Origin of the sequence: Streptomyces sp. NPDC005202, from assembly GCF_040608235.1 — a bacterium.
In the GTDB taxonomy this organism is placed as follows: Bacteria; Actinomycetota; Actinomycetes; order Streptomycetales; family Streptomycetaceae; genus Streptomyces.
This window is the reverse complement of record NZ_JBEXHW010000008.1, coordinates 110,047-129,608: the sequence shown is the minus strand read 5'-3', so window position 1 is coordinate 129,608 and position 19,562 is coordinate 110,047. Positions and strand designations below refer to the sequence as shown.

Below are 19,562 nucleotides of genomic sequence, written 5' to 3'. Positions count from 1 at the left end.
CCCTCCGGGCCCCCGGATCCCCGCCACCTCCGGGGCCCGGTTCCCCGCCCCGTCCCCGCACCCTGCCCCACAGCCCTGCCCCGGACTCAGGTCCCCCCGAACCCGTCCCCACCTCCCCAGTACCCTTACGCGGCCTCCCGATAGGCCGCCGCCTCCTCCAGGTCCAGCCTGCGCAGCAGTGTGCGCAGCATCTCGTCGTCGATGTAGCGGCCGTCGCGCAGGCGTACGAAGATCGCGCGCTCGGCGCTGATCACCTCGCGGGACAGGCGGCGGTAGGTGTAGTCGACCGATTCGCCGGTGACGGGGTTGACCTGGCCGAGCCGCTCCCAGACAGCGTTGCGCCGACGTTCCAGCACCGTGCGGAGCCGGTCGGCGAGCGGCGGGGGCAGGGCGTTGCGCTCGTCGGAGAGGAGTTCCTCCAGGCGCCGCTCGGCGGCCCGGGACGCCTGCGCCTGGGCGTTGGCCTCCGCGAGTGTCGCGGCCTGCGGATCGTGGCCGGGGAACTTCAGCAGCCGGATCAGCGGCGGCAGCGTCAGGCCCTGCACCACCAGCGTCCCGATGACCGTCGTGAAGGTCAGGAACAGGAGCAGGTTGCGCTGCGGGAAGGGGGCACCGTTGTGCATCCTGACCGGGATCGAGAAGGCGATGGCCAGCGACACCACGCCCCGCATCCCCGCCCACGCGGTGACCATCGCGCCCCTCCAGGTGGGGCTCTCCTCCCGCTCCCGGACGCGCCGGGACAGCAGGCGTGGCAGGAACGCCGCCGGATACACCCACACGAACCGGGTGACGACCACCACCAGGAAAACGGCGACCGTGTACCAGGCGGCCTCGGTGCCCTCGTACGCCCCAAGTCCCCTCAGGACGATCGGCAGTTGCAGCCCGATGAGCGCGAACACCGCCGACTCCAGGATGAACGCGACCATCTTCCACACCGCCTCCTCCTGGAGCCGGGTGGCGAAGTCGACCTCCCACGCGCGGTGCCCGAGGTAGAGGGCGACCGTGACGACCGCGAGGACGCCGGAGGCGTGCAGCTGCTCGGCGACGCCGTAGGCGACGAACGGGATCAGCAGGGAGAGCGTGTTCTGCAGCAGCGCCTCCTTCAGGTGCGTGCGCAGCCAGTGGAGCGGCGCCATCAGCACCAGCCCGACCCCGACGCCGCCGACCGCCGCGATCAGGAACTTCTCCACTCCCCCGGCCCAGGTCGCGCCCTCGCCGACGGCGGCGGCGAGCGCGACCTTGTAGGCGGTGATCGCGGTGGCGTCATTGAGCAGGGACTCGCCCTGCAGGATCGTGGTGATCCGCGAGGGCAGCCCGACCCGGCGGGCGACCGCCGTCGCCGCGACCGCGTCCGGCGGCGCCACCACCGCGCCCAGCACCAGCGCCGCCGTCAGCGGCAGCCCCGGCACGATCAGGTACGCGGCCCAGCCGACCACGAAGGTCGCGAACAGCACGTACCCGACCGAGAGCAGCGCCACGGGCCGCAGTTGCGCGCGCAGGTCGAGGTAGGAGCTGTCGACGGCCGACGTGTACAGCAGCGGCGGCAGCAGCAGCGGCAGCACCACGTTGGGGTCGAGGGTGTAGTCGGGTACCCCGGGGACGTACGAGACCGCCAGCCCGGCGGCGACCAGCAGCAGCGGTGCCGACACGGGGGTGCGCCGGGCGGCCCCGGCCACCGCGGCGCTGCCCGCCACCAGCAACAGCAGCGGCATCACGTCCATCGTTCTCGCCCACCCATCGTCCTCGCCCGCCCTCTTTTCCGCGCGGCCACCCGCACGCCCGTCGTAACCTGGCAATCATGAAACAGTGCACGCACGCCGGCACGCTGCCGCATCCGGAGCCCGGACCCCAGAGCGAGACGTGTCCGGAGTGTCTGGCGGACGGCACGCATCCGGTGCAGCTGCGGCTGTGCCTGACCTGTGGCCGCGTCGGATGCTGCGACTCCTCGCCGGGGCAGCATGCGACGAAGCACCACAAGGACACCGGGCACCCGGTGATGCGGACCTTCGAGCCCGGTGAGGACTGGCATTGGTGCTTCGTGGACCACGTGCTCGTGTGACCAGCTCCGGACGGTTCGACCGTCTGACGTCTGGGTACGTCAATCCGGCGCGCGCTGTTCCCATTTGGGCCCGCAGACCCCTAGCCACGGAGCGTATCCGTAGTTTTACTATAAGTGACAGCAAGGGGTTGGGGTCCCGGGACAGGAAAGTCGATAGCGCGATAGCGTCACCGCTGAACCACGTACCGCGTTACCCCGGGGGGCGACCCTCGGCCCTGAGAAAGCTTGTACCACCTTGGAGGTGAGGGTGTCCCAGATCGCTGGCGAGCCCGCGACCCAGGACTTCGTGGAAGTCCGGCTGCCGGCTGCGGGTGCCTACCTGTCGGTGCTGCGTACGGCCACGGCCGGCCTCGCGGCCCGTTTGGACTTCACCCTCGACGAGATCGAGGACCTGCGCATCGCGGTGGACGAGGCCTGCGCGATCCTGCTCCAGCAGGCCGTGCCCGGCTCGGTGCTCAGCTGTGTCTTCCGGCTCGTCGACGACTCGCTCGAGGTCACCGTCTCGGCCCCGACCACGGACGGTCACGCCCCCTCGCGGGACACCTTCGCCTGGACCGTCCTGTCCGCCCTGGCGGGCAAGGTCTCCTCCGCCGTGGACAAGGACAAAACCGTTTCGATCAGCCTCTACAAACAACGCGGCGCGGGACCCGGGTCGGCGTGAGGGACGGGGACGGGCCGGTGCGGGACGAAGAGCGCGGCACACGGAAGCTGCCGGCCGAGGACGGGATCTCGCCCCGCTCGAGCGCGGCCGGGGGCCTGGGAGAGGGCGGCCCGAGCGGGTCGGTCGGGTCTCGGCGCACGGCGGGCGGCATCGACGGCATCCCCGAGCAGGCCAGGCAGCATCCGGAGGGCGCCTCCTTGGAGGTCGGCTTCCCGGGTGGCGGGCAGCGGGATCAGGACAGTGCCGTGCAGGGCGCGCCTCCACAAGGGCGGAGCGGGGTCTCTCCTGCCCGAGCGGAGACGAGCGCTCGGGGAAGGGCAACGGGCGGGACGATGAGCGAGCACGAGCGAGATGACGAGCCGGGCGTGCCGAACGTGCACGGCACGCAGCACGGCCCTCAGGACCGCAGTGGCGCACGCGCGATGTTCGTCGAGCTGCGCACCCTGAAGGAGGGCAGCCCGGAGTACGCGGAGCTGCGCAACCAGCTGGTCCGCATGCACCTGCCGCTCGTCGAGCACCTCGCACGCCGCTTCCGCAACCGCGGCGAGCCGCTGGACGACCTCACCCAGGTCGCCACCATCGGCCTGATCAAGTCGGTCGACCGGTTCGACCCGGACCGCGGCGTCGAGTTCTCGACGTATGCGACCCCGACGGTCGTCGGCGAGATCAAGCGGCACTTCCGGGACAAGGGCTGGGCGGTCCGCGTCCCGCGCCGCCTGCAGGAGCTGCGTCTCTCGCTCACCACGGCGACGGCCGAGCTGTCCCAGCTGCACGGCCGCTCCCCCACGGTGCACGAGCTCGCCGAGAAGCTCGCCATCTCCGAGGAGGAGGTCCTGGAGGGCCTGGAGTCCGCCAACGCCTACTCCACGCTGTCCCTGGACGTCCCCGACACGGACGACGAGTCCCCCGCGGTCGCGGACACCCTCGGCGCGGAGGACGAGGCGCTGGAGGGCGTGGAGTACCGCGAGTCGCTGAAGCCGCTGCTCGAGGACCTTCCGCCGCGCGAGAAGCGGATCCTGCTGCTGCGGTTCTTCGGCAACATGACCCAGTCGCAGATCGCGCAGGAGGTCGGGATCTCGCAGATGCACGTCTCCCGACTGCTGGCACGGACGCTGGCCCAGCTGCGGGAAAAGCTGCTGGTGGAGGAGTAGAGGAAGGAAGAGCGGCAGTCGTACGGCTACTGCTGCGGCCCACGATGCATGCGGTACTGCTGCGGCCCACGAGCTGCGTGCGGCTACTGCTGCTTGGGTTCCTCCGCGCCGCGTACGACTACTGCTGCTTGGGTTCCTGCGCGCGCCCCGGCCCCTTGATGCCGAGGGCCTGGGTCGTCGCCGGGTTCACGAGGAGCACCAGCGCGGCCACCGCCACGACCGCGAGAGCGATGCCGGCCGGGATGGCCACGCTGTCGGCCTGAAGCAGGTTGTAGGCGACGGGCAGCGCCATGATCTGTGTGATGACTGCGGGCCCCCGGCTCCAGCTGCGCCGCATCAGCAGACCGCGGGCCGCGAGCAGCGGCAGCAGCGCGAGCACGATCAAGGTGATCCCGCCGGTCACGGCCTGCTGGCGGCCGCTCGAGTCGCCCGTCACACCGAGGACGAGCATCCAGACCCCGCCGACGACCAGTGCGAGCCCCTCCAGGGCCGCCAGTGCGGCCGCGTAGGTCAGCCGCCGAGGGCGCGGTCCGGCGGCGTCCGAGGTCTCGGGGGTGGGGTTCTGCTCACTGCTCACCCCTGAAGGGTAGCCCTCGCCGCACCCGCCCCCGTGTCCAGGCTCACGCCCGGATCTCTTACCGGATCCCTACCTCGGTCTGGGCCGAGTACCGCCCAGTAGGTACGCTGCACCCCATGCGTGCACTTCTCGTGGTCAATCCGGCGGCTACCACCACAAGCGCACGTACGCGCGACGTCCTGATCCACGCGCTCGCCAGCGAGATGAAGCTGGAGGCGGTCACCACCGAGTACCGCGGCCACGCACGCGACCTGGGCCGGCAGGCCGCGGAGAGCGAGGACGTCGAGCTGATCGTGGCCCTCGGCGGCGACGGTACTGTCAACGAGGTCGTGAACGGCCTGCTGCACCGGGGCCCCGATCCGGAGCGTCTGCCCCGCCTCGCCGTGGTCCCCGGCGGCTCCACCAACGTCTTCGCCCGCGCCCTGGGCCTGCCGAACGACGCCGTGGAGGCCACCGGCGCCCTCCTGGACGCCCTGCGCGACGGCAGCGAGCGCACCGTCGGCCTGGGTCTGACCTCCGGGACGCCGGGGACCGAGGACGAGGCGGTCCCGGCACGCTGGTTCACCTTCAACGCGGGGCTCGGCTTCGACGCGGGCGTGGTCGGGCGCGTCGAACAGCAGCGGGAGCGTGGCAAGAAGTCCACGCACGCCCTGTACGTGCGCCAGGTGTTCCGCCAGTTCCTCGGCGAGCCGAACCGCCGGCACGGGACGATCACGCTGGAGCGGCCCGGCGAGGCTTCGGTCACCGACCTGGTGGTGGCCATAGTCTCGAACACCTCGCCTTGGACGTATCTGGGCAATCGCCCGATGTACACCTCACCCAAGGCCTCGTTCGACACAGGCCTCGACGTGCTCGGTCTCAGCCGTCTTTCCACCGCCGCGGTTGCCCGGTATGGCACCCAGTTGCTCACTTCGTCCCCGGAGCGCGGACCCCACGGCAGGCACGCCGTCTCGCTGCACGACCTGAGCGAGTTCACCTTGCATTCGAAGGTGCCACTGCCCCTCCAGATGGACGGTGACCACCTGGGGCTGCGAACGAGCGTGACGTTCACAGGCGTACGCCGTGCACTGCGTGTGATTGTGTGAGCGGAAGGGGCTAAAGTCCTTTCACTCGAACGTTTAGGCCAGGATCCACCCCATGGAAGTACGGCTGTGACCTAGTCGACACCGAGGAATCAAAAAAAACTTTCCGGAAGGGGTTGTATCCGCCGCTGAGGTTTGCGAGTCTCTACGTGGCGATCGGGGCGGCCCGTCACACTGGGCCCCAGAGATCACCGGAACCCCTCTTCAATCCCAAGGACCACGCCAGGGAAACCTGACGGTCGGCCCTTCACTTGTTGAGGGATTCGTGAAAGCGTTCACATTCACAAGCAACCCTGCACGAAATACCAAGGAGAGGTAGCAGCCATGGACTGGCGTCACAACGCCGTTTGCCGCGAGGAAGACCCCGAGCTCTTCTTCCCCATCGGCAACACCGGTCCTGCGCTGCTGCAGATCGAGGAAGCCAAGGCCGTCTGCCGTCGCTGCCCGGTTATCGAGCAGTGCCTGCAGTGGGCGCTCGAGTCCGGCCAGGACTCCGGCGTCTGGGGTGGTCTCAGCGAGGACGAGCGCCGCGCCATGAAGCGCCGCGCCGCCCGCAACCGGGCCCGTCAGGCCTCCGCCTGACACAACCCACCCCGCTGACAGCCTGAGCTTGGCGGCGCGTACAGCGAGTACGCATCTCCCGCCCCCGAGCCGCAGCGCGCAGTATCCCCCGATGCGCTTAGCAAACGAGCAGCAGCGAGCACTGGCCTCGGACCGAACAAGGTCCGGGGCTCTTTGCTGTGCGGGGAGTCTTCAGAGGCGGTGCCCAGCCAGGCTCACCGCCCGCTCGACCAGGCGTGGGATCCGCTGCGGCACGGGGTGGAGCTCTTCGTGGACCAGCGTCATGGGGGCGACCCGACGCGGGAATTGGTCACTGCCGACGAACTCGACGACGGGGGTCCAGCCCTCCGGAGCGGAGGCGTCCGGTACCGCCTTCCACACTCCCCCGTAGACTCCCCCGTAGACTCCCCCGTAGCTCTGGACGAGCACCTCCGCGCTGAACGCCGCCAACTGCGCGTGGATCCAGGCCCAGTCGTCCTGTTCGAACTCCTGCCACGGCAACCGGGCCACGAACTCGTCGAGGACCGGTGCGGCCGTCAGCGGATCGCGGTCGAAGGCCGCCAGGTCACCGCCGAGGTTCCCGACCATGGCTCGGATGGCCGGACGCGCCCCGCTCGCCCACTCCTCGATGTCGACGCCCACGTCGCCACTCATCCGAAGTCCCCCCTGAAGTGCGCTACTTGTGCGCCCGTACCGGAATGTCGAGTATCACGCGCGTGCCGCGCCCCGGGGCCGGGACCATGTCGAAGGTGCCGCCCAACTCGCCCTCGACCAGGGTCCGCACGATCTGCAGGCCGAGGTTGCCGGAGCGGTGCGGGTCGAAGCCCTCGGGGAGCCCGACGCCGTCGTCCTGGACGGTGACGAGCAGGCGGGACTCGCGCGAGGTGCCGCCGCGGACCGCGGAGACCTCCACCGTGCCGGTCTCGCCCTCGCGGAAGCCGTGCTCCAGGGCGTTCTGCAGGATCTCGGTCAGCACCATCGACAGCGGGGTCGCGACCTCGGCGTCCAGGATCCCGAACCGGCCGCTGCGCCGGCCGGTGACCCTGCCCGGCGAGATCTCGGCGACCATCGCCAGCACCCGGTCGGCGATCTCGTCGAACTCCACGCGCTCGTCGAGGTTCTGGGAGAGCGTCTCGTGCACGATCGCGATGGACCCGACCCGCCGTACCGCCTCTTCGAGGGCTTCCCGGCCGCGTGCGGAATCGATACGCCGGGCCTGGAGCCTGAGCAGGGCCGCGACCGTCTGGAGGTTGTTCTTGACCCGGTGGTGGATCTCCCGGATCGTCGCGTCCTTTGTTATCAACTCCCGTTCGCGGCGGCGCAGTTCGGTGACGTCCCGGAGCAGCACCAGCGAACCGATGCGCGTGCCCTTGGGCTTGAGCGGGATCGCCCGGAACTGGATTACCCCGTCGTTGGCCTCGATCTCGAACTCGCGGGGCGCCCAGCCGCTGGCCACCTTGACGAGCGCCTCGTCCACCGGCGCCCGGGACGGGGCGAGTTCGGCGGTGGTCTGGCCGAGGTGGTGGCCGACGAGGTCGGCGGCGAGGCCGAGGCGGTGGTAGGCCGACAGCGCGTTCGGTGAGGCGTACTGGACGATGCCGTCCGCGTCCAGCCGGATCAGGCCGTCGCCGACGCGCGGCGAGGCGTCCATGTCGACCTGCTGGTCCGGGAACGGGAAGGCGCCGGCCGCAATCATCTGCGCCAGGTCCGAGGCGCTCTGCAGATAGGTCAGCTCGAGCCGGCTCGGGGTGCGCACGGTCAGCAGGTTGGTGTTGCGCGCGATGACGCCGAGGACGCGCCCCTCCCGTCGTACCGGGATGGACTCGACACGGACCGGGACCTCCTCGCGCCACTCGGGGTCGCCCTCCCGCACGATCCGGCCCTCGTCCAGCGCGGCGTCCAGCATGGGGCGGCGGCCGCGCGGGACGAGGTGGCCGACCATGTCGTCCTGGTACGAGGTCGGGCCCGTGTTGGGCCGCATCTGGGCGACGGAGACGTAGCGGGTGCCGTCGCGGGTGGGGACCCACAGAACCAGGTCGGCGAAGGAGAGGTCGGAGAGCAGCTGCCACTCCGAGACCAGCAGGTGGAGCCACTCGAGGTCGGAGTCGTCGAGCGCGGTGTGCTGGCGTACGAGTTCGTTCATGGAGGGCACGTCTGCGAGCGTACCTGGGCGTTTGTACCTGCCCGAAAAACACCCGCGGGCCGCGGCGCCTGGGAGGGACCCTCAACCCTCCCGGCACCGCAGCCCGGAGCAATATCGGCCGTGGGGTGTGCGGTCCCGGTCGGCCGAGGATGAGGAGCCGGGGCAGTCAGGGCAGAGAGCTCCGGTTCCTCGGTCCGTCTTCCTGTGCGGGGAAGACGGAGGCTCGTGCGTTCACATCTTGTGCGCGGACGGTGCCGCGGCGTGCGCTGTTCGAGACTTCTCACGGCATTCTGGACTAGACCACTCGCGCCTGTCCATGTGCGGGGAGACGTTGTTGTTGTTTCTTCACCGATCGGCTGCACCGGCATGAGACGGCTCGGCCAAGTGGTCGGACGTCCCAGTATCCACCCCGCAGCCTAGCCCGCTCGGCTCAACTGCGGGGCCAGACGGCCATGGCAATTTCCGCAACCGCCTCGAGTTCCTCGCGGCTCGCGCCGTCGCGCGCCTGCTGGGACATGCCCTGGACGATTGCGCCGACGTACCGGGCGAGTGCGCCGGCGTCGGTGTCCGCGGGCAGCTCCCCGGCGGCGACACCCTCTTTTATACGACTCTCGAAGGCAGCGATGTTGGCGTTGCGCCGCTCGCGCAGGGACTCCTCGATCTCCGGGGTCGTGCAGTTGGTCGCCGCGTGGATGACGAGACAGCCGCGCGGGTGACCGGGGGCGGTGTACTCGACGGCGGCCTCCCGCAGCATCCGCTCGACGGCGGCCCGGGCGGTGGGCTCCTCGGCGAGGGCGCGGTCGCCGAAGGAGCCGTACCGCGCGCCGTACTCGCACACGACCTCCGCAAAGAGGGACTGCTTGTCGCCGAAGGCCGCGTACAGGCTCGGGGCGCCGATACCCATGACTCGGGTGAGGTCGGAGACAGAGGTGGCCTCGTAGCCGTGCTCCCAGAAGGCGAGGATCGCCTTCTCCAGCGCGGTCGCGCGGTCGAAGGAGCGGGGGCGGCCGCGGCGCTTGGACGCCGGCCCGGCCTGGGCTTCCGCCCCTTCCTGTTGCCTGGTCTCCTCACTGCTCACCATGGGGTGCATTTTATAGCGGGCGCTAGGGAAATGTCAGCGGTCTGTTGTACGGTCTTTTCTGTAGCGAACGCTAGGGAAATACGGAGGGAGCGTGGACATGGGCGTGCTCACGGGCAGGACGGCGCTGGTCACGGGCGCGAGCCGGGGCATCGGGCGGAATATCCCAAGCGGCTGGCGCGGGACCGGGGGCACGGGTCGCCGTGCACTACGGCAGGAGCGAGGCGGCGGCGAAGGAGACGGTCACCGCGATCGAGGCGGCGGGCGGCTCGGCGCTCGCGATCGGCGTCGAGTTGGGGCGAGGCGATGCGAGGCGCTGTGGGCGGGGTTCGACCGGCACGCGGACCGGCTGGACATCCTGGTGCCACAGAGAGGAGGGCGGATCGGCACATCGGAGCCTCCGAGTGGAGGGCGGATCGGCACATCGGAGCCTCGGAACGGAGGGCGGATCGGGGTGTCCCAGGCGCGACACCGGCTCATGTCCGCCCGTCGCGTCGACCCTCCGCCACACCGGCCCACTCTGTTAGATTGGTCTAAACCACACGGCCCCTCGTTACCGGGTCCAGTCCCCTCTCCTCAGATCGGCAGGCCCAGCGTGGAAGTTGTCATCGTTCCGGACGCCAAGGCGGGCGGCGAGCTCATCGCCGAGGCCATGGCGCAGCTGCTCAGGCGCAAGCCCGACGCTCTGCTCGGCGTGGCGACGGGCTCGACGCCGCTGCCCATCTACGAGGCGCTGGCGGCCAAGGTGCGCTCCGGCGCCGTGGACACCTCGCGCGCGCGGATCGCCCAGCTCGACGAGTACGTGGGGCTGCCGTCCCACCACCCGGAGTCCTACCGCTCCGTCCTGAGGCGGGAGGTGCTGGAGCCGCTCGGGATCGGAATGGAGGCGTTCCTGGGTCCCGACGGCACCGCCGAGGACGTACAGGCGGCGTGCGAGGCGTACGAGAGGGCGCTGGCCGAGGCCGGCGGGGTGGACCTCCAGCTGCTCGGGATCGGGACCGACGGGCACATCGGGTTCAACGAGCCGTGCTCGTCGCTGGCCTCGCGGACGCGGATCAAGACGCTGACCGAGCAGACCCGGATCGACAACGCGCGCTTCTTCGACGGCGACGTCGACCAGGTGCCGCACCACGTCATCACGCAGGGCATCGGGACGATCCTGGAGGCACGGCACCTGGTGCTGCTCGCCACGGGTGAGGGCAAGGCGGACGCGGTCACCGCGACCGTCGAAGGACCGGTCGCCGCGATCTGCCCCGCCTCGGCCCTGCAACTCCACCCGCATGCCACGGTCGTCGTCGACGAGGCCGCCGCCTCCAAGCTGAAGCTGGCCGACTACTTCCGGCACACCTACGCCAACAAGCCCGACTGGCAGGGTATTTAGGCCCTCGGAAGGCATGAAGGCGCCGGTTGCCCGGAGCTGAAGTCCTGAAGCCGCGCCCTGCGGCAGGCCTCGCGGCGCCGCCCCACACGTCACTGCGTGCGAACGGCATCCCCGTGACGTACGAATCACCCGATGACGGCTTCGCGGCACAGCGGGCACGAACGGCGAAGGTGCCGGCCGCCGCTGGGGAAGGGGGGAGGGTGACCGGCACCTTCGCCGTCGGGGCGGGGGTCCGGAGGGCGTGAGCAGGGGCCCGGCACCTTCGTCGTACCGGCTACGCCCCCGCGATGACCTCCGCCGCCGCCCGGCCGCAGACACGGGCCGCACCGTGGGTGGCGATGTGGAGGGCGCCTCGCGGGGCTGCCTGGGGTACGCCCATTTCGACGACGATCGTGTCGGGGCAGGCCGCCAGCAGGGTGTCGAGGGCCGCCGCCATCCAGGGGTGGCGGTGTTCGTCGCGGACGACGGCCACCACGCGCCGGCCGCCGGCCGCCTCCAGGGCCGCGTGCCCCGCGTCCTCTCCGGCGAAGCTGCCCGTCTCCGTGCCGGGGAGGAGACGGAAGAGTTCCGCGGCCACGCCCCACGGGGTCTCGTCGCCGACCGCGATGTTGGCGACGGGGGTGAGCGCGGCGACGTAGGGCGGTTCGGTGAGCGGGGTGAAGGACTCCCCGCCGGTGACCTTCAGCGCGCGCCGGGCCGCCCGCAGGCCGACCTCGGTGTCGACGGCACCCCTCGCTCCGTCCGCCGTGGCCGTCCAGCGGGCGAGCCCGCGCACCCGTTCCGCCGCGTCCGCCAGCCGTTCCTCGGGCAGTTCGCCGGTGCGGACCGCCGCGACGAGGGCGTCCCGCAGGCGCCGTACCGTCTCGTCGTCCGCCAGGCCGCCACCCACGCAGATCGCGTCGGCGCCGGCGGCGATCGCGAGGACGCTGCCCCGCTCGATGCCGTAGGTGCCGGCGATGGCCTGCATCTCCATGCCGTCGGTGACGATCAGGCCGTCGTAGCCCAGGTCCCCGCGCAGCAGGTCCGTCAGCACCCCGTGGGACAGGGTCGCCGGGCGGTCCGGGTCCAGGGCGGGGACCAGGATGTGCGCGCTCATCACGGCCTTCGTGCCGGCGGCGATCGCCGCGCGGAACGGGGCCAGTTCGCGCGCCTGGAGCACCGACGCGTCCGCGTCGATGCGCGGCAGCGCGTGGTGGGAGTCGACCGCCGTGTCGCCGTGCCCGGGGAAGTGCTTGGTGCAGGCGGCGACGCCCGCGGTCTGCAGGCCGGTGACGTAGGCGGCGGTGTGCCGGGCGACGAGGTCGGTGTCGGCGCCGAAGGAGCGGACGCCGATGACCGGGTTGGCGGGGTTGGAGTTGACGTCGGCGGAGGGGGCCCAGTTGAGGTTCACCCCGCAGGCCGCGAGGCGGCGGCCGAGCTCGAGGGCCACCTGCCGGGTCAGCTCCACGTCGTCCACCGCGCCCAGGGCATGGTTGCCCGGGAAGGAGGAACCGGTCCGCGCCTCCAGGCGGGTGACATCACCCCCCTCCTCGTCGATCGCGACCAGGACGTCGTCGCGTTCGGCGCGCAACTGGGCGGTCAGCGCGGCCAGTTGCTCGGGCGAGGCGATGTTGCGGCCGAACAGTCCGACCGAGGCCAGGCCCTCGCCCAGGCGGCGCAGCAGCCAGTCGGGGGCGGTGGTCCCGGTGAAGCCGGGCTGGAGGACCGTCAGCGCGTCGCGCGTGAGGGTGTCGGTGCCGCTGGCGAATGTCGTCATCGGGTGGCGTTATCCCTTCACGGCGCCCGCGGTCAGGCCCGCGGCCATCTTGCGCTGGACGAGGAGGAACAGGACGACGATCGGCACGGCCATCATCGTGGCTCCGGCCATCATCGGGGCGTACTCGGTGCCGTGCTTGGTGGTGAAGTTGCCGAGCCAGACGGTCGCGGTCTGGTGTTCCTGGCTGAGCAGCATGAGGGCGTACAGGTATTCGTTCCAGGCCTGGATGAAGCCGTAGACGGAGGTGGCGACCATGCCGGGGGCCAGCAGCGGGAAGACGACCCGGATGAAGGCGCCCGTGCGGGAGCAGCCGTCGACCATGGCGGCCTCCTCCAGCTCCCGGGGGATGTTGACGATGAAGCCGCGCAGCGTCCACACCGTGAAGGGGAGGATGAAGGTCAGGTAGGTGATGATCAGACCGGTGAGCTTGTCGTACTGCTTCAGGTCGTTCAGCAGCAGGAAGACGGGGATGATCATGGCGACCAGCGGGACCATCTGCACCGCCAGGATGCCCACGATCACGATCTTGCGGCCGCGGAAGGCGAACCGGGAGATGGCGAGCGCGGCCAGCATGCCGACGACCATGCCGATCACCACCACCGTCAGGGACACGACCAGGCTGCGCCCGACCGGGCCCCAGAAGTCGGCGATGTCCAGCGCCCGGCGGAAGTTGGCGAGCGTGAGGCCGTTGGGCAGCAGGCTCGGGTCCGGGTCGATGGCGTCCTTGGCCGGCTTGAACGCCGTGTTGAGCATCCAGTAGAGGGGGAAGCCGGCGGTGACGAAGACGAGGAGGCCGAGGAGATTCCAGCCGAGCCTCGACGTCCGGCGCCGCCCGGGAGTCGCGACGGTGCTCATTCGACCTCTCCGATCTTCAGCATCTGGCGCATGTAGACGGCGACCACGCCGAGCAGCAGCAGCACGGTGATCAGGGCGATCGCCGAGCCCTGCGCGTAGTCGTTGACCACGAAGGCGCGGTCGTAGGAGTAGGTGTTGAGGACCTGGAACTCCGCCTCGGGGTGGCCGCCCCGCATCACGAACACCTGCGGGAAGACACCCATGTCCCAGATCACCGACAGGGTCGTGAGCATGACGATGATCGGCTTGAGGATGGGCAGGGTGACGTGGCGGAAGACGCCCCACGAACCCGCGCCGTCCAGCCGCGCGGCCTCCTCCAGCTCCCTGGGCACCTGGGTCAGTCCCGCGCTGAGCGTGATGACGACGAAGGGCAGGGCACCCCACACCACCAGCAGCATGATCACGGCCAGGCCTTCCGGCCCGCTCGCGAACCAGTTGTGGCCGATCATCTCGACCCCGGGCAGCTTGCTGAGCAGCGCGTTGAAGACGCCGTAGTCCGAGTCGAAGAGCCACTTGAAGACGGTGGTGGCCACGATGACGGGCATGCCCCAGCTCGCCACCAGCACGATGTTGATCAGCGTCTTCAGCCAGCCGGAGACCCGCTGCAGCAGCAGCGCGAGAGCCATGCCCGCGACCATCGTGAAGACGACGGAGCCGGCCGCGAAGACGACCGTCCGAAGGACGACGGCCCAGAACTCGCCGTCGCCGAGCACGTGGGAGAAGTTGGCGAAGCCGACCGATTCGGCCGGCTGGAAGCCCCACAGCTGGGACTGCCCGAACTTCTGGAAGGACAGCGTGACCAGGCGGACCAGCGGATAGCCCATGACGAGGGCGAGGATCAGCAGGCAGGGGGCGAGCAGCAGCCAGGGGACCGCTGCCCCGCTCGACGTCCGCTTTCTGCGGGGCGTTTCCGGGAGGCCCGGTGACGGCGCCTGCCGCGGCGGCACCTTGGCGGGGGTGGTCGTGTCTGCGGCACTCATCGCGCGCTCCTCAGCGGTCCCTCAGGTCGTACGAGAAGCAGGGCCCTGCCGACGGCAGAGCCCTGCGCTCAGGTCACTTGGTGTTGATGACCTTGTCGATCGCGGCGTCCGCCTCCTTGGCGGCGGCCTCGACCGACTTCTTGTCGGTGCCGATGTTCTGCAGCATGGTCTGCAGGACCTGGGCCTTCTCGACCTGGCCCCAGCCCGGGGCCATCGGGACGAACCAGTTGGCCTCGGCCGCGGTGGCCGGGACCGCCGTCGCGGGGTCGTTCTTCAGCGTCGCGAGGTCGGTCTTGTTGTTGGGCAGGTTGCCCTTGGCGATCAGGCCCTTCTGGCCGGAGGGACCGGTGAAGGCGTTGATCCACTCGGCGGCGAGGGCCTGCGCCTTGGACTTCACCGGGACGGCGAGGTCGGAACCGCCGAGGAAGACCGGCATGTTCTTGCCGGACGGGCCGGGCATCACGAAGTTCTCGAGGTTGTCCTTGAGCTTGCCGGTCTTGTCGTTCTTCGGGTCGGCCGAGGTCGCGCCCTCCCAGGCGGCACCGAAGATCATGCCGGACTTGCCCTGGCCGTAGACGATGTAGCGGTCGGACTCGTCCTTGGTCTTGTCGCCGTGCATGTAGGTGTCGACGACCTTCTTGAACTCCTTGAGCCCCTTGACCGACTCGGGCGAGGAGAGGGTGGCCTTCCACTGGCCGCCCTCCTGCTTCGCGATGGAGCCGCCGGCGTCGTAGACGAAGGACATGGCCGCGTACCAGTCGCGGGTCGGCTGGTACCAGGCGCTGAACTTGTCTCCCTCCTTCTTCTGGACCTTGTCGAGGGCGGCGGTGAGCTCCTGGTAGGTCTTCGGCGCGGACTTCACGCCCACCGAGGCGAACACGTCCTTGCGCCAGTTGGCGACGCGGCCGCCCGCGTAGTAGGGGACGCCGTAGGTCCTGCCCTCGTACGTCACCGAGGCCTTGAGGCCGTCCAGCCAGGCGGAGGAGTTGTCGAACTTCGCCGGGTCGACGGGGGCGAAGGCGCCCTTGACCATGTAGCCGAGCATCTCGGTGTTGCCCATCTCGACCACGTCGGGGGCCTTGTCGGTGGCGAGGACGGCGTCCAGCTTGGTGTTCTTGTCCGGCCAGCCGTAGTACTCGTGCTTGATCTTGAGGCCGGGGTGCTTCTTCTGCACCGCCGCGTCGGCGGCCTTCACCAGCTCGGGCCAGTTGTTCTGCGCGTCCACGGTGAGCCAGACGGTCAGCTCCTTGGCGTCCGCACCACCCTTGCCCGAGCCCTTGCTGTCGTTCCCGCACGCCGCGATGGAGACCATCAGGCCCGCGATACCGATCGCGGCTATCACCTTGCGCTTCACGCCACCCTCCTCAGGGATGCCACAAACCCCCCTGCCTCCCCGCGGTTGAGCTGGGGCCTGCCCGCGCATACCGCCCATGGGGCCGGGACCTGGACCAATGGTGTAGACCAGTACGGGGAGCTTGGCCCAGACCAATAGGGCTGTCAAGGGTGTGCAGGCGCGCTCCAGACGTCCGTTACGGGACCGCGATATGCAGGGACCTTTCATTGCTCATCCGGCAGAACGGACGGCTCCGCTCCCCTGAACCACCGGTGTCCGTCCGCGTGGACCACTCACCCCGGAGCCGCGCGATGGACTAGACCAACCGGAGTCACGACGGTATACAGAGGAGATCACGGAGCGTGCGGGTGACCACCTGACACACGAAGCCGTGCCACGATGTGAGCCGTGGCCGATGGGGATGTCGGTCGCTTCGGCACTGGAGCCGGGAAGGCAGAGCATGAGCACCGACGTCAGCAGTGCGGAGAACGAGGGTGGGGCGACCGTCCGTACCGCGCGCGTGCCCAAGTACTACCGCCTGAAGAAGCACCTGCTCGACATGACGGAGACGCTGCCGCCCGGCACGCCGGTCCCGCCCGAGCGCACGCTGGCGGCGGAGTTCGACACCTCGCGCACGACCGTGCGCCAGGCCCTGCAGGAGCTGGTCGTCGAGGGCCGGCTGGAGCGCATCCAGGGCAAGGGCACCTTCGTCGCCAAGCCGAAGGTCTCGCAGGCGCTGCAACTGACCTCCTACACCGAGGACATGCGTGCCCAGGGGCTGGAGCCGACCTCACAGCTGCTGGACATCGGCTACATCACCGCCGACGACCGGCTCGCCGAGCTGCTCGACATCACGCCCGGCGGGCGCGTGTTGCGCATCGAGCGGCTGCGCATGGCCAACGGCGAGCCCATGGCCATCGAGACCACACACCTGTCGGCGAAGCGCTTCCCGGCACTCCGCCGCAGTCTCGTGAAGTACACCTCCCTCTACACCGCCCTGGCCGAGGTCTACGACGTCCACCTCGCCGAGGCCGAGGAGACCATCGAGACCTCGCTGGCCACCCCGCGCGAGGCGGGCCTGCTCGGCACCGACGTGGGCCTGCCGATGCTGATGCTCTCCCGGCACTCGCTGGACCGGGAGGGGCAACCGGTGGAGTGGGTCCGGTCGGTCTACCGAGGGGATCGCTACAAGTTCGTGGCGAGGCTCAAGCGCCCTCAGGAGTAGCGCACGCGGTGTGGCGCAACTCCCGCTCCTGCTCTACGTTCCTCCCGTCGCCGCTCGGACGGGGAGGGCCAGGGGCGGGGTTCCGCTGCTGCTGACGATCGTTATGCGGACGAGGGGTTCCGTTTCCTGGGCACCGTGACCTAGATTGCCTGCGCATTGCACAGGTGATCAGTGAGGGGACGGAGCCGCCAGATGTCGAATGCCCCGGATATCAACAGAGCGCCAGTGACGCCCGTACGGGTCGTCATAGCCCTCTGCCTCGTCGCGCCCTTCGTGGCGCTGTTGTGGGTGGGGTCCTATGCGAAAGTGGACCCGACCTTCATCGGCATCCCGTTCTTCTACTGGTACCAGATGCTGTGGGTGATCGTCTCCACCGCCCTGACAATGATCGCGTACCGGTTGTGGCAGCGTGACCAGCACGCCCGTACCACCCGCGCACAGGACGGGGGTGCGTCGAAGTGAAGGACGGCGTCAACGGCGTCGCGCTCGGCGTGTGCGTCTTCTTCTTCCTGCTCGTCACCGTCATGGGCTTCCTGGCCGCGCGCTGGCGCCGGGCCGAGAACGAGCACAGCCTCGACGAATGGGGCCTGGGCGGGCGTTCGTTCGGCACGTGGATCACGTGGTTCCTGCTCGGCGGCGACCTGTACACCGCGTACACCTTCGTGGCCGTGCCGGCGGCGATCTACGCGACGGGCGCGGCGGGATTCTTCGCGGTGCCGTACACGATCCTGGTCTACCCGCTGATCTTCACGTTCCTGCCGCGCCTGTGGTCGGTGTCCCACCGGCACGGATACGTGACGACCTCGGACTTCGTGCGCGGCCGGTTCGGCTCCAAGGGCCTGTCGCTCGCCGTGGCGCTCACCGGCATCCTCGCGACGATGCCGTACATCGCGCTGCAACTCGTCGGCATCCAGGCCGTGCTGGACGTCATGGGCGTCGGCGGCGGCGACAACACCAACTGGTTCGTGAAGGACCTGCCGCTGCTGATCGCCTTCGGCGTGCTGGCGGCGTACACCTACTCGTCGGGTCTGCGCGCGCCCGCGCTGATCGCGTTCGTGAAGGACGCGCTGATCTACATCGTCATCGCGGTGGCGATCATCTACATCCCGATCAAGCTGGGCGGGTTCAACGACATCTTCGCCAAGGCGGGCCAGGCGTTCGCGCAGACCAACCCGGCGACGGGGAAGCCGCGGGGCGCGCTGGCTCCCCCGGAGGCGGGCCAGTGGACGTACGCCACGCTGGCGCTGGGCTCCGCGCTCGCGCTCTTCATGTACCCGCACTCGATCACCGCGACGCTGTCCTCGCGCAGCCGTGAGGTGATCCGCCGCAACACCACGATCCTGCCGCTGTACTCGCTGATGCTGGGTCTGCTGGCGCTGCTGGGCTTCATGGCGATCGCGGCGGGCGTGAAGGTGCAGAACGGGCAGCTGGCCATCCCGCAGCTGTTCGAGAACATGTTCCCGGACTGGTTCGCGGGGGTCGCCTTCGCGGCGATCGGCATCGGCGCGCTGGTGCCGGCGGCCATCATGTCGATCGCGGCCGCGAACCTGTTCACCCGCAACATCTACAAGGACTTCATCAAGCCGGACGCCACGCCGAAGGAAGAGACCCGGGTCTCCAAGATCGTGTCGCTGCTGGTGAAGGTCGGTGCGCTGGTCTTCGTCCTGACCATGGACAAGACGGTGGCGATCAACTTCCAGCTGCTCGGCGGCATCTGGATCCTGCAGACCTTCCCGGCCCTGGTCGGCGGCCTGTTCACCCGCTGGTTCCACCGCTGGGCCCTGCTCGCGGGCTGGGCGGTCGGCATGGTCTACGGCACGGTCGCCGCGTACGGGGTCGCCTCCCCGACGCAGAAGCACTTCGGCGGCTCGGCGAAGGAGATCCCTGGCATCGGCGAGATCGGCTACATCGGCCTGACGGCGTTCGTGCTCAACGTGGTGGTCACGGTGGTCCTCACCTTCGTCCTGAAGGCGCTGAAGGCGCCGGAGGGCGTCGACGAGACCAAGCCGGACGACTACACGGTGGACGCGGGCGACCCGGATGTGCAGGTGGAGCTTCCGCCGGCCACGGCGGGCACCGCGCACTGAGTCGTACGGAGACACTGAGTCGTACGGAGACAACGGGCCGTCGGAGAAAATCCGGCGGCCCGTTGTCGTACCCGTCCGGCAGACTCGGGCGCATGGACATCGTGATCCGGCAGGCGGAACCCGGCGAGTACGACACCCTCGGTGAGATCACTGCCCAGGCCTACCTCCAGGACGGACTCCTCGACTTCGGGGAGAGCGACGAGTACCTCGGCGAGCTGAAGGACGTGGCCAAGCGGGCGGCCGCCGCGGAGGTACTGGTGGCTGTTGCGGACAGCAAGGTACTCGGCGGAGTCACCTTCGTGCCGTCCGGCGGGCCCATGGCCGACATCGCCGGGCCCGGAGAGGCTGAGATACGCATGCTGGCGGTGGCGCGGGCGGCCCGCGGCCGGGGCGCCGGGGAGGCCCTCGTCCGGGCCTGCGTCGACCGGGCGCGGGCCACGGACGGCTGTGTCCGCATCGTCCTGTCGACCCAGCGCAGCATGCACGCCGCGCACCGCATCTACGAGCGCCTGGGCTTCGTCCGCACCCCCGAGCGCGACTGGAACCCGATCCCGCACATCACGCTGCTCACCTACGAGTTGACGCTCTGACACGCTCCGGAGTCGCCGCGACACAACATATGGGGATGCTCCC

At 69.8% G+C, this 19,562-nt stretch carries 19 protein-coding genes and 1 pseudogene; 11 read left to right on the top strand and 9 right to left on the bottom strand.

Going from position 1 to position 19,562, the window contains the following annotated elements; genetic code table 11:
• Window positions 1-125: 125 nt before the first annotated feature.
• A complete protein-coding gene (locus ABZV31_RS15535; RefSeq protein ID WP_355893346.1) occupies window positions 126-1,721 on the bottom strand; it encodes a Na+/H+ antiporter in 1,596 nt (531 codons plus the stop codon).
• A gap of 77 nt (window positions 1,722-1,798) precedes the next feature.
• Between ABZV31_RS15535 and ABZV31_RS15530 the strand changes: the two genes are divergently transcribed.
• The 3 genes from ABZV31_RS15530 to ABZV31_RS15520 all read left to right on the top strand — a co-directional run bounded on the left by ABZV31_RS15530 (window position 1,799) and on the right by ABZV31_RS15520 (window position 3,871).
• Window positions 1,799-2,059 carry a UBP-type zinc finger domain-containing protein gene (locus tag ABZV31_RS15530; protein ID WP_355893343.1) on the top strand — a complete coding sequence of 87 codons (261 nt, stop codon included), beginning with the start codon at window positions 1,799-1,801 and terminating at the stop codon, window positions 2,057-2,059.
• Between the two features lie 247 nt (window positions 2,060-2,306).
• Window positions 2,307-2,720, top strand: a complete 414-nt coding sequence (locus ABZV31_RS15525; RefSeq protein WP_355893341.1) for an anti-sigma regulatory factor — start codon at window positions 2,307-2,309, stop codon at window positions 2,718-2,720.
• The gene (locus ABZV31_RS15520) at window positions 2,717-3,871 is read left to right on the top strand and encodes an RNA polymerase sigma factor SigF (RefSeq protein ID WP_355893338.1); all 1,155 of its coding nucleotides are present in this window, start codon (window positions 2,717-2,719) and stop codon (window positions 3,869-3,871) included. The genes ABZV31_RS15525 and ABZV31_RS15520 overlap by 4 nt, the downstream gene beginning before the upstream one ends.
• A gap of 118 nt (window positions 3,872-3,989) precedes the next feature.
• On the opposite strand, the gene ABZV31_RS15515 is transcribed toward ABZV31_RS15520, so the two are convergent.
• Window positions 3,990-4,448, bottom strand: a complete 459-nt coding sequence (locus ABZV31_RS15515; protein WP_355893335.1) for a hypothetical protein — start codon at window positions 4,446-4,448, stop codon at window positions 3,990-3,992.
• A gap of 116 nt (window positions 4,449-4,564) precedes the next feature.
• On the opposite strand from ABZV31_RS15515, the gene ABZV31_RS15510 reads away from it, so the two are divergent.
• The gene (locus ABZV31_RS15510; protein WP_355893333.1) at window positions 4,565-5,533 is read left to right on the top strand and encodes a diacylglycerol kinase family protein; all 969 of its coding nucleotides are present in this window, start codon (window positions 4,565-4,567) and stop codon (window positions 5,531-5,533) included.
• Window positions 5,534-5,854: 321 nt separating this feature from the next.
• Window positions 5,855-6,112 carry a WhiB family transcriptional regulator gene (locus tag ABZV31_RS15505; protein ID WP_003992873.1) on the top strand — a complete coding sequence of 86 codons (258 nt, stop codon included), beginning with the start codon at window positions 5,855-5,857 and terminating at the stop codon, window positions 6,110-6,112.
• A 171-nt stretch (window positions 6,113-6,283) separates the two neighbouring features.
• Here ABZV31_RS15505 and ABZV31_RS15500 read toward each other — a convergent pair whose 3' ends face one another.
• From ABZV31_RS15500 to ABZV31_RS15490, 3 genes are all read right to left on the bottom strand, one after another.
• Window positions 6,284-6,745 (bottom strand): hypothetical protein, encoded by a 462-nt coding sequence (locus tag ABZV31_RS15500; protein ID WP_355893330.1) that lies wholly within the window; start codon window positions 6,743-6,745, stop codon window positions 6,284-6,286.
• A 22-nt stretch (window positions 6,746-6,767) separates the two neighbouring features.
• Window positions 6,768-8,234 (bottom strand): PAS domain-containing sensor histidine kinase, encoded by a 1,467-nt coding sequence (locus ABZV31_RS15495; RefSeq protein WP_355893629.1) that lies wholly within the window; start codon window positions 8,232-8,234, stop codon window positions 6,768-6,770.
• Between the two features lie 430 nt (window positions 8,235-8,664).
• Window positions 8,665-9,315 (bottom strand): TetR/AcrR family transcriptional regulator, encoded by a 651-nt coding sequence (locus ABZV31_RS15490; RefSeq protein WP_355893327.1) that lies wholly within the window; start codon window positions 9,313-9,315, stop codon window positions 8,665-8,667.
• A 97-nt stretch (window positions 9,316-9,412) separates the two neighbouring features.
• Between ABZV31_RS15490 and ABZV31_RS15485 the strand changes: the two are divergent.
• Together ABZV31_RS15485 and nagB are read left to right on the top strand one after the other, a co-directional pair.
• Window positions 9,413-9,676 (top strand): annotated as a pseudogene (locus tag ABZV31_RS15485) (SDR family NAD(P)-dependent oxidoreductase); the annotation flags it as partial.
• 231 nt (window positions 9,677-9,907) lie between these two features.
• Entirely contained in the window at window positions 9,908-10,693 is a 786-nt protein-coding gene (nagB, locus tag ABZV31_RS15480) for a glucosamine-6-phosphate deaminase (RefSeq protein WP_355893626.1), read from the top strand.
• 274 nt (window positions 10,694-10,967) lie between these two features.
• Here the strand turns inward: nagB and ABZV31_RS15475 are convergent, their stop codons facing one another.
• The 4 genes from ABZV31_RS15475 to ABZV31_RS15460 form a co-directional block, all read right to left on the bottom strand.
• On the bottom strand, window positions 10,968-12,449 hold the full coding sequence (locus ABZV31_RS15475; protein WP_355893324.1) for a glycoside hydrolase family 3 protein: 1,482 nt from the start codon (window positions 12,447-12,449) through the stop codon (window positions 10,968-10,970).
• Window positions 12,450-12,458: 9 nt separating this feature from the next.
• Window positions 12,459-13,304 carry a carbohydrate ABC transporter permease gene (locus ABZV31_RS15470; protein ID WP_355893321.1) on the bottom strand — a complete coding sequence of 282 codons (846 nt, stop codon included), beginning with the start codon at window positions 13,302-13,304 and terminating at the stop codon, window positions 12,459-12,461.
• Complete coding sequence (locus ABZV31_RS15465) at window positions 13,301-14,284, bottom strand: sugar ABC transporter permease (protein WP_355893319.1); 984 nt, start codon at window positions 14,282-14,284, stop codon at window positions 13,301-13,303. Before ABZV31_RS15465 ends, ABZV31_RS15470 begins: the two co-directional genes overlap by 4 nt.
• Before the next feature lie 73 nt (window positions 14,285-14,357).
• A complete protein-coding gene (locus ABZV31_RS15460; RefSeq protein WP_355893316.1) occupies window positions 14,358-15,638 on the bottom strand; it encodes an extracellular solute-binding protein in 1,281 nt (426 codons plus the stop codon).
• 439 nt (window positions 15,639-16,077) lie between these two features.
• Here ABZV31_RS15460 and ABZV31_RS15455 point away from each other — a divergent pair, with 439 nt between their 5' ends.
• From ABZV31_RS15455 to ABZV31_RS15440, 4 genes are all read left to right on the top strand, one after another.
• Window positions 16,078-16,842, top strand: coding sequence for a GntR family transcriptional regulator (locus tag ABZV31_RS15455; protein WP_355893313.1), 765 nt, complete (start codon window positions 16,078-16,080; stop codon window positions 16,840-16,842).
• A 192-nt stretch (window positions 16,843-17,034) separates the two neighbouring features.
• Entirely contained in the window at window positions 17,035-17,304 is a 270-nt protein-coding gene (locus ABZV31_RS15450; protein WP_355893310.1) for a DUF3311 domain-containing protein, read from the top strand.
• A complete protein-coding gene (gene mctP, locus ABZV31_RS15445; RefSeq protein WP_355893307.1) occupies window positions 17,301-18,929 on the top strand; it encodes a monocarboxylate uptake permease MctP in 1,629 nt (542 codons plus the stop codon). Before ABZV31_RS15450 ends, mctP begins: the two co-directional genes overlap by 4 nt.
• 92 nt (window positions 18,930-19,021) lie before the next feature.
• The gene (locus ABZV31_RS15440) at window positions 19,022-19,519 is read left to right on the top strand and encodes a GNAT family N-acetyltransferase (protein ID WP_355893304.1); all 498 of its coding nucleotides are present in this window, start codon (window positions 19,022-19,024) and stop codon (window positions 19,517-19,519) included.
• Window positions 19,520-19,562: the final 43 nt, after the last annotated feature.